This is a genomic window from Aeromicrobium sp. REDSEA-S32_B7, assembly GCF_001626145.1.
Lineage (GTDB): Bacteria > Actinomycetota > Actinomycetes > Propionibacteriales > Nocardioidaceae > Aeromicrobium > Aeromicrobium erythreum.
On record NZ_LUNF01000290.1, the window covers coordinates 1 to 6,978 of the forward strand.

Annotated in this window: 9 protein-coding genes; 2 read left to right on the forward strand and 7 right to left on the reverse strand. The window is 72.8% G+C overall.

The annotated features are described in order from the left end of the window. Window positions 1–32: 32 nt before the first annotated feature. From A6Q79_RS17020 to A6Q79_RS17035, 4 genes are all read right to left on the reverse strand, one after another. Window positions 33–554, reverse strand: coding sequence for a cysteine hydrolase family protein (locus tag A6Q79_RS17020; RefSeq protein WP_286689222.1), 522 nt, complete (start codon window positions 552–554; stop codon window positions 33–35). A 10-nt stretch (window positions 555–564) separates the two neighbouring features. Continuing rightward, a complete protein-coding gene (locus A6Q79_RS17025; RefSeq protein ID WP_067860768.1) occupies window positions 565–2,043 on the reverse strand; it encodes a cytosine permease in 1,479 nt (492 codons plus the stop codon). Between the two features lie 117 nt (window positions 2,044–2,160). Continuing rightward, window positions 2,161–3,006 (reverse strand): DUF5926 family protein, encoded by an 846-nt coding sequence (locus A6Q79_RS17030; protein WP_286689221.1) that lies wholly within the window; start codon window positions 3,004–3,006, stop codon window positions 2,161–2,163. Window positions 3,007–3,070: 64 nt separating this feature from the next. After that, a complete protein-coding gene (locus tag A6Q79_RS17035; protein ID WP_286689220.1) occupies window positions 3,071–3,514 on the reverse strand; it encodes an ATP-binding protein in 444 nt (147 codons plus the stop codon). Window positions 3,515–3,629: 115 nt separating this feature from the next. On the opposite strand from A6Q79_RS17035, the gene A6Q79_RS17040 reads away from it, so the two are divergent. Beyond that, window positions 3,630–3,938: a rhodanese-like domain-containing protein gene (locus A6Q79_RS17040; RefSeq protein WP_253021399.1), complete on the forward strand. Its 309-nt coding sequence runs from the start codon at window positions 3,630–3,632 to the stop codon at window positions 3,936–3,938. Between the two features lie 72 nt (window positions 3,939–4,010). Here the strand turns inward: A6Q79_RS17040 and A6Q79_RS17045 are convergent, their stop codons facing one another. From A6Q79_RS17045 to A6Q79_RS17055, 3 genes are all read right to left on the reverse strand, one after another. Then, complete coding sequence (locus tag A6Q79_RS17045; protein ID WP_202967795.1) at window positions 4,011–4,283, reverse strand: HU family DNA-binding protein; 273 nt, start codon at window positions 4,281–4,283, stop codon at window positions 4,011–4,013. A gap of 85 nt (window positions 4,284–4,368) precedes the next feature. Continuing rightward, window positions 4,369–4,956, reverse strand: a complete 588-nt coding sequence (gene aat, locus A6Q79_RS17050; RefSeq protein WP_286689259.1) for a leucyl/phenylalanyl-tRNA--protein transferase — start codon at window positions 4,954–4,956, stop codon at window positions 4,369–4,371. Window positions 4,957–5,059: 103 nt separating this feature from the next. After that, on the reverse strand, window positions 5,060–6,019 hold the full coding sequence (locus A6Q79_RS17055; protein WP_286689219.1) for a phosphotransferase: 960 nt from the start codon (window positions 6,017–6,019) through the stop codon (window positions 5,060–5,062). A gap of 66 nt (window positions 6,020–6,085) precedes the next feature. On the opposite strand from A6Q79_RS17055, the gene A6Q79_RS17060 reads away from it, so the two are divergent. Next, window positions 6,086–6,772, forward strand: a complete 687-nt coding sequence (locus tag A6Q79_RS17060) for an EcsC family protein (protein WP_286689218.1) — start codon at window positions 6,086–6,088, stop codon at window positions 6,770–6,772. The last annotated feature ends 206 nt before the right edge of the window (window positions 6,773–6,978 follow it).

The following is a 6,978-nucleotide window of genomic DNA, read 5'->3' on the forward strand; positions in this document are numbered from 1 at the left end:
CTTGGGGTGGGGCCCCACCCCAAGGGTGAGGGTCAGGCGAGGGTGACCTGGGGCGCGTAGAGGGCCATGGCGTCGAGGGCGCGACGGTGGTTCTCGGGCGTCGAGCCGGCGCACGCGTCGACGGCCACCCGCACGGTCGCTCCCGCGTCGGCGGCGGCGAGCACGGTCGACAGGACGCAGCAGTCGGTCGAGACGCCGGCGACGACGAGGTCGGGCGCCTCGCCCGTCACCGTCCTCACGACGTCCCACTTGCCGAACGTCGGCGCGTCGACCACGGTCGCCGCGGCCGCGACGTCGGCCAGCTCGGGGACGACCTCGAACATCGGGTCGTCGGCCGGGCGGTCGGCGAAAGGCCACGCGTCGAAGTAGGCACGCCACGAGCCGACCCGTTCGGCGTCGGGCGCGGGCACCCAGCGCGTGACGATCGTCGGCAGCCTCGCCGCCAGCGCGCGCACCGGCTCGAGGGTCGCCGCGAACATGGGCGATCCCCAGGGCGAGCCGGGGTCGGCGAAGACCCGCTGCGGGTCGACGACGACCAGCCAGGTCCGCGTCATGCCCCGACCCTCACGCGGCACCGGCCTCCTGGCGACGCACGGCCGACCGTCGCGCGACGAGGGTGACGAGCAGCCCGATCGCGAACGCGGCCAGCACGCCGAGGTTCGCGTACGGCCACGCACCGTCCCAGCCGGCGCCGTCAGGCAGACGGGTGCCGAGCCCGAACGGCTCGATCAGGTAGCCCTGCCAGTCGTTCCACGCGGTCCCGGAGATCTGGTTGACGACGAGGCCCCAGCCCACGACCGACGCGACGACCATCGTCGCCACCGACGTCCACGCGACTGCGCCGTAGCGTCCCGACGCGTCGAACAGCGCCGCCTCGTCGTAGTCGCGACGCCGCAGGGCGATGTCGCCGATCATGATGCCGGCCCACGCGGCGACGGGGACGCCGAGCGTGATGAGGAAGCTCTGGAACGGCCCGAGGAACGTCTGTGCGACGAACACGACGTACACCGTCCCGGCCGTCAGGATGACGCCGTCGACGAGGGCGGCCGCCGGGCGCGGGATGCGCACGCCGAGGCTCAGGAGCGTCAGGCCGGAGGAGTAGATGCCGAGCACGGCGCCCGACACGAGCGCCAGCACCGACGCGACGAGGAACGGCACGAGGAACCAGGTCGGCAGGACCGACGCGAGCGTGCCGACGGGGTCGTTCACGATCCCCGCGCTGAGGGTGTCCGACGAGCCCGCGAGCAGGATGCCGTAGACCACGAGCACGACAGGTGCGAGCGCCCCGGCCAGCGTGTTCCACGCGACGATCTGCGCGCCCGACGTGTCGCGCCGCTGGTACCGCGACCAGTCCGCGGCGATATTGATCCAGCCGAAGCCGAACCCGGTCATCACCATGACGAACGCCCCGACCACGGCCTGGCCGGACCCGCCGGGCAGCGACGTGACGCGGTCGAGGTCGATCTGGTCGAACGTGAGCAGGATGTAGCCGATGGTGGCGGCGCCGGTGAGCCAGGTCAGCACCGACTGCATCCGCATGATCACGTGGTACCCGGCGACCGACGCGGCGACGATCAGGGCCGCGATGACGGCGCAGGCGACGACCTTCGTGGCCGTCCCACCACCCCAGCCGAGCTCGCGCAGGACCGTGGCGGTGGCCAGGGTCGCGGTGATGGCCAGGAACGTCTCCCAGCCGATCGAGATCAGCCAGCTGAAGACGCCGGGCAGCTTCTGGCCGACGACGCCGAACGGTGCGCGGCTGAGGATCATCGTCGGCGCCGAGCCGCGCTTGCCGGCGATCGCGACCAGGCCGCAGGCCGCGAACGACACCACGACACCGAGGACGGTCACGAGCACCGCCTGCGTCAGCGAGAGCCCGAAGCCGAGCACGAAGCTGCCGTAGGAGATGCCGAACACCGACACGTTCGCGGCGAACCACGGCCAGAAGAGGTCGGACGGCTTCGCGGTGCGCTCCGCCTCGTCGACGATCTCGATGCCGGTGACCTCGATGCCGGCCCGTCGGACCGCGTCCAGCTCGCTCATGGGGTCAGCGTCCCACGTCGGGGGCGGCGCGTCTCCCCCACGCAAACGTGCGGATCATGCGCACCGTTGCGTGGGGGCGAGCCCGTTTGCGTGGGGCCCCACGCAAACGGGCCGGGGTCACCGGATGGTGAGCTGACGGCTGGTGAGGTTGGCGCGGGCGTTGCGCTGCTCCTGGGTGAGGGGCGCGTCGTCGGCGATCGCAGCCTCCAGCCGCTGGGCGAGGGCCGCGACGGGCTCCTCGAGCGCGGCCGCGCCGTCGTCGACGACGGCGGGGTCCATCTCCCACACCGGCACCAGCAGCCCGTGGGCGCGGAACATGCCGATGAGCTTCGTGCCCTCGCCGAGGGTCTCCTCGCCGGCGGCCGCGAGACGGGCGAAGCCGTCGAGCACCGTGGCCTCGCTCTGCGTGACGACCCAGCGCAGGTAGCGCTTGTCGCCCATGCGCACCCAGTAGGCCGCCTCGACCGACGTCAGCCGCTCGGTGGGGGCGATGGACTCGTTGGCGGCGGCCAGCGCGTCGGAGCCCTCGGCGTCGGTGCCCTCGACCCAGAAGTCGAAGCCGTCGTGCACCTCCACGTCGAACGACGACGCGGGATCGACGATCTGCTGCAGCCGGTCGCCCACGCCCGGGTCGGTCAGGCGCACCGGGTTGCCGGGCTCGGTCTCGCGGGCGGCCTCGATGGCGCCGGCGAGGTCGCGGCTCACGTCGCCGTAGTTGTGCAGCACCTGCAGGCCGAGCCAGATCTCGCCGTCGGGGCGACGGATGCCGGCGCCACCACCGGGCAGCAGCGAGCACACGCGCACCCGCTCGCCGTCGGTGAGCGTGACCGTGGCGGTCGCGGACGGCACGAACTCGCGCAGCGCGATCCAGTCACCCTCGTGCGGCAGCCCCTCGAAGGTGCGGGCGACGAAGGGCATGCGGGCCGGCTTCGGCGCCTTAGTGCGGCGCGACTTCTTTCCCATGGGTCGCACCCTAGCCAGAGGTGCGGGCGGCGGCAGGCCGCAGGGTCGCTCCTGACCGATCGAGTCAGCGGGCGAGCGGCAGCTCGGCGCCGACGCGGGTGCCGGCGGACATGTCGACCCACCAGCGATCGGCGACGCGGTTGATGATCGAGAGCCCGCGGCCGCTGAGGGAGTCCTCGTCGAAGTCGATCGGCTTGAGCGACCCGCCCTGGCCGTCGTCGTGGACGCTGATCTCGAGCAGCTGCCGCTCGGGGTCGATCGTCCACGCCAGCTCCATCGTGCCGTCGTCGGACGGCTGGCCGTGCGCGACGGCGTTGGCGACCATCTCGCTCATCACGATGAGCGCGTCGTCGATGACGCTGGACGAGGCACGGTGCACGGTGAGGAAGCCGGCGAGCTTGGTGCGGGCGATGCTCGGCGTCGACGGCTCGAACGGCAGACGCACGGTCGCGGACGGACGGGTGGTCGCTGCGGCGTTGCCGTCGACCTGTTCTCCGCCCGGGTGCATATAGTCCAAAGTAACCAGTCAGCAGCCGATAATCCAGCCCGTGTGGCCCACCTCCCGCCGCGGACGCCGCGTGAGACCCGCTCCGCACGGGCGCCAGACCTTCCAGGAGCCCCCTGTGGACGTGCCCACGACGACCGTTGCCGACCTGCCCGACCCGCTGCCCGACGACCTCGTCGTGCTGGACGTTCGCGAGCCCCACGAGTGGGACGCGGGGCACGTCCCGGGCGCCGTGCACGTGCCGCTCGGCGACCTCCCGACGCGCGTCGGTGAGCTCGACCCGCAAGCACGCACGCTCGTCGTCTGCCACCTCGGCGGTCGCTCGGCGCGGGCCACGGCGTGGCTCGGGCAGCAGGGCCACGACGTCGTCAACCTGGCCGGCGGGATGGACGCGTGGGAGGCGGCGGGCCGACCCACCGTGAGCTGAGCGTCCCTGGACGCGGAAAGGCCCCCTGGACCGTGTGGTCCGGGGGGCCTCTCCGTGGCTGAGGGGCCTAGCTCACTTGGCGGCAGCCTTGAGCTTCGAGCCGGCGCTCACCTTCACGCCGTAGCCGGCGGGGATGTCGATGGTCTCACCGGTCGCGGGGTTGCGGCCCGTGCGAGCGGCGCGCGAGACGCGCTCGACCGAGAGGATGCCGGGGATGGCGACCTTCTCGCCCTTGCTGACGGCGTCGATCAGGACGTCGGCCAGCGCGCTGAGGACGTCGTCGGCGGTGGACTTGGTGGTGTCGGCCTTCTCGGCGAGGGCCGAGACGAGGTCGCTGCGGGAGATAGCCACGGGGACTCCTAGAGAGTTCGGATGTTGTGCGCTCAGCAGTCTAGGCAGGAAACCCCGACATTCCGGTGCACCCCGGCCCCTACGGCGTGCCTTCTGCCCGTGATATCGGGCCTCGGAGGGCGTCCCAGTCGGGGCCGGGAGCGTCGATGAGCCCCCGCAGCGCCTCCAGGTACCGCTCCCTCGGCCACCGCACGACCCCCAGCGACTCCAGGTGCGGGGTCGCCCACTGCACGTCGACGAGCCCCTCGGGCCCGACGGCGTCGATGAGCGCCACCAGGGCCACCTTCGAGGCGTCGCGTGCGTGGTGGAACATCGACTCCCCCGCGAACAGGCGTCCGACCGAGAGTCCGTACAGCCCGCCGACGAGGGTCCCGTCGGCGTCGCGGGTCTCGACGGAGTGCGCCCAGCCGAGCTCGTGCAGGCGCACGTACGCGTCGCGGATACCGCGGTCGATCCAGGCGCCGGGCCGACGGGGGTCGGCGCACGCGTCGACCACCTCGGCGAACGCGGTGTCGACGGTGACCGTCAGCCGGCGCACCGCCTGGCGCAGCGACCGTGAGACCCGCAGCGCCGACGGCTCCAGCACGCCACGCTCGATCGGCGACCACCACAGCAGGTCGCCCTCGTCCGGCATCGGGAACGCACCGTGCCGGTAGGCCTCGACCACCGTCGACGGCTCGAGGTCGGCTCCGGCCGCGACGCAGTCGGACCGCGGCCACAGCTCGGGCCGGAACTCCCAGGGGGACGGCGGCAGCGGGACGGCGGGCACGTCAGGCCTCCAGCACGCGGCTCAGGTGGTGCGCGGGCATCTCGCCCCACTCGCGCCACTCCTCGTCGGTGGCCCCCTCGAGGGAGTCCCACCAGGTCAGGGCACGGTTGACGGGCTGCGTGAAGGCCGTGGCGGCGCGCAGCTCGGCGAGGTCGCGCGGGTCGGCGACGTCGGACCACATCTCGGAGTAGGTGGCGAGCACGTCGTCCCAGGCCAGCGCGCTGCGGGTCGTGATCCAGCCGTAGGGCACGCTCAGGACCTCGAGCGCGTGGGACCACTGCAGGTCGCCGAAGTCGAACACGCGCAGGTCGGCGAAGGCGTTCCAGGGGTGCACGTCACCATGCTGCACGGTGACCGGGACGCTCGACGACGCGAGACGCGCGACGGCCTCGAGCAGCTGGTCGCGACGTCCGGCGAGCGCGGTGGCGCCGGCGTGGTCGAGGGCCGAGGGGTGCTCGGCGGGCAGCGTCGCGAGGCGTTCGAGCAGGGCGTCGAAACGGGCCGGGACGGTCTCGGGCGAGCAGTCGGGGACGCCGGTGGCGAGCACGGCGTCGCGACGGTCGACGAGGCGACGCTGCAGGCGCGCGGTCGCGATCATGACGCCGCGCCAGTCGGCGAGGGTGGGCTCGCGAGAGTCGCCCAGCGTCACGCCACGGTCGGCGGTGAGCATCCACCCCTGTGTGGGGTCGACCGCGAGCGGTGCGGCCACCTGGTCGGGCGCGACGTCGGCCAGCAGGGCGTGCAGCGCCGGCTCGAACGCCATCGACCGGCAGTTCGCCTTGAACCAGAGGCGCCCGCGGTCGGTGGGCACGACCAGCTGCGTCGACCACGGTCGCACCCGACGTTGCTCGATCGGGCCGGCGAGCGCGTGCCCCGCCTCCTCGGCGCGGGCGTGGATCCAGGCGTGCGCCTCCTCGAGCCAGCCCGGCGACGTGACCTGCCGGCTGAACGCCTCGTCCATGCGCTGAGCGTAGGGCCCGCCGCCGTTCGGGGGGCGGACCTCGAGCGCGTCCCTAGGATTGTGGGCATGGCTGGACTTCGAGGCAGGGCCGCGGTGGCGGCGACGAACAAGTTCGCTCCCCAGGTGGCAGGCGGGTTCGTCCGCCAGGTGCTGGACCGCGCGATCGACGGCGTCGGGCCGCTCCCGTCGGCGCGCAAGGCCGCCGACGCCCACCTGGTCGACACCGATGGCGACGTCGAGGCCGCGATCACGCGTCTCGTGCGACGCCACACGGCGCTGGCCGGCGCGCAGGGGTTCGTGACGAACCTGGGCGGCATCGCGGCGGTGGCCGTGTCGGTGCCGGCGAACGTCGTCGGCGTCACGCTGGTGCAGGCGCACATGGTCGCGGGGGTGGCCGCGCTCCGCGGCTACGACCTCACCGACCCGCGGGTGCGCAACGCGATCCTCGTCTGCATGCTCGGCGAGGACGCGGTGAAGGACCTGCTGAAGTCGGGCAAGCTGCCGTCGCCGCCGATGACGCTCGCGACGTCGCCGGTGCACTCCCCGGAGCTCGACCGGATCATCTCCCACGAGGTCACCGCCGAGCTCATCACCCGCACCGTCGGCCGCCGCGCCGTCACCCTCGTCGCCCGGCGCGTGCCGCTCATCGGCGGTGCCGTCGCAGGCGGGTCCGACGGCTGGTCGACGCGGCAGATCGGCCAGTACGCCGCGCGCGAGCTGAAGGACCGCAACATCCCGAAGCGGCAGGCCTAGCCGCGCAGCCCGTCACTGGTTCCCATCAGTTGATGGGAACCAGCATCTGACCATGGTTCTTCCTCACTCACCTGCGAATCATTCCGAGGGTGAGTGGGGGATTCCCATGACCTCATGGGAATCAGCGGCCTGACTGGTGACCGCGGGTCAGGACTCGACCGGCGCGACGGGCTGGCGCAGGATCGTGCGCAGGCGCTCCGGGGCGG

What these genes read in the sequence shown, in the direction of transcription:
- A6Q79_RS17035 (WP_286689220.1), bottom strand. Translation starts at nt 3,514, where the DNA reads ATGCACCCGGGCGGAGAACAGGTCGACGGCAACGCCGCAGCGACCACC.
- A6Q79_RS17060 (WP_286689218.1), top strand. Translation starts at nt 6,086, where the DNA reads ATGGCTGGACTTCGAGGCAGGGCCGCGGTGGCGGCGACGAACAAGTTC.
- A6Q79_RS17025 (WP_067860768.1), bottom strand. Translation starts at nt 2,043, where the DNA reads ATGAGCGAGCTGGACGCGGTCCGACGGGCCGGCATCGAGGTCACCGGC.
- A6Q79_RS17020 (WP_286689222.1), bottom strand. Translation starts at nt 554, where the DNA reads ATGACGCGGACCTGGCTGGTCGTCGTCGACCCGCAGCGGGTCTTCGCC.
- A6Q79_RS17055 (WP_286689219.1), bottom strand. Translation starts at nt 6,019, where the DNA reads ATGGACGAGGCGTTCAGCCGGCAGGTCACGTCGCCGGGCTGGCTCGAG.
- A6Q79_RS17030 (WP_286689221.1), bottom strand. Translation starts at nt 3,006, where the DNA reads ATGGGAAAGAAGTCGCGCCGCACTAAGGCGCCGAAGCCGGCCCGCATG.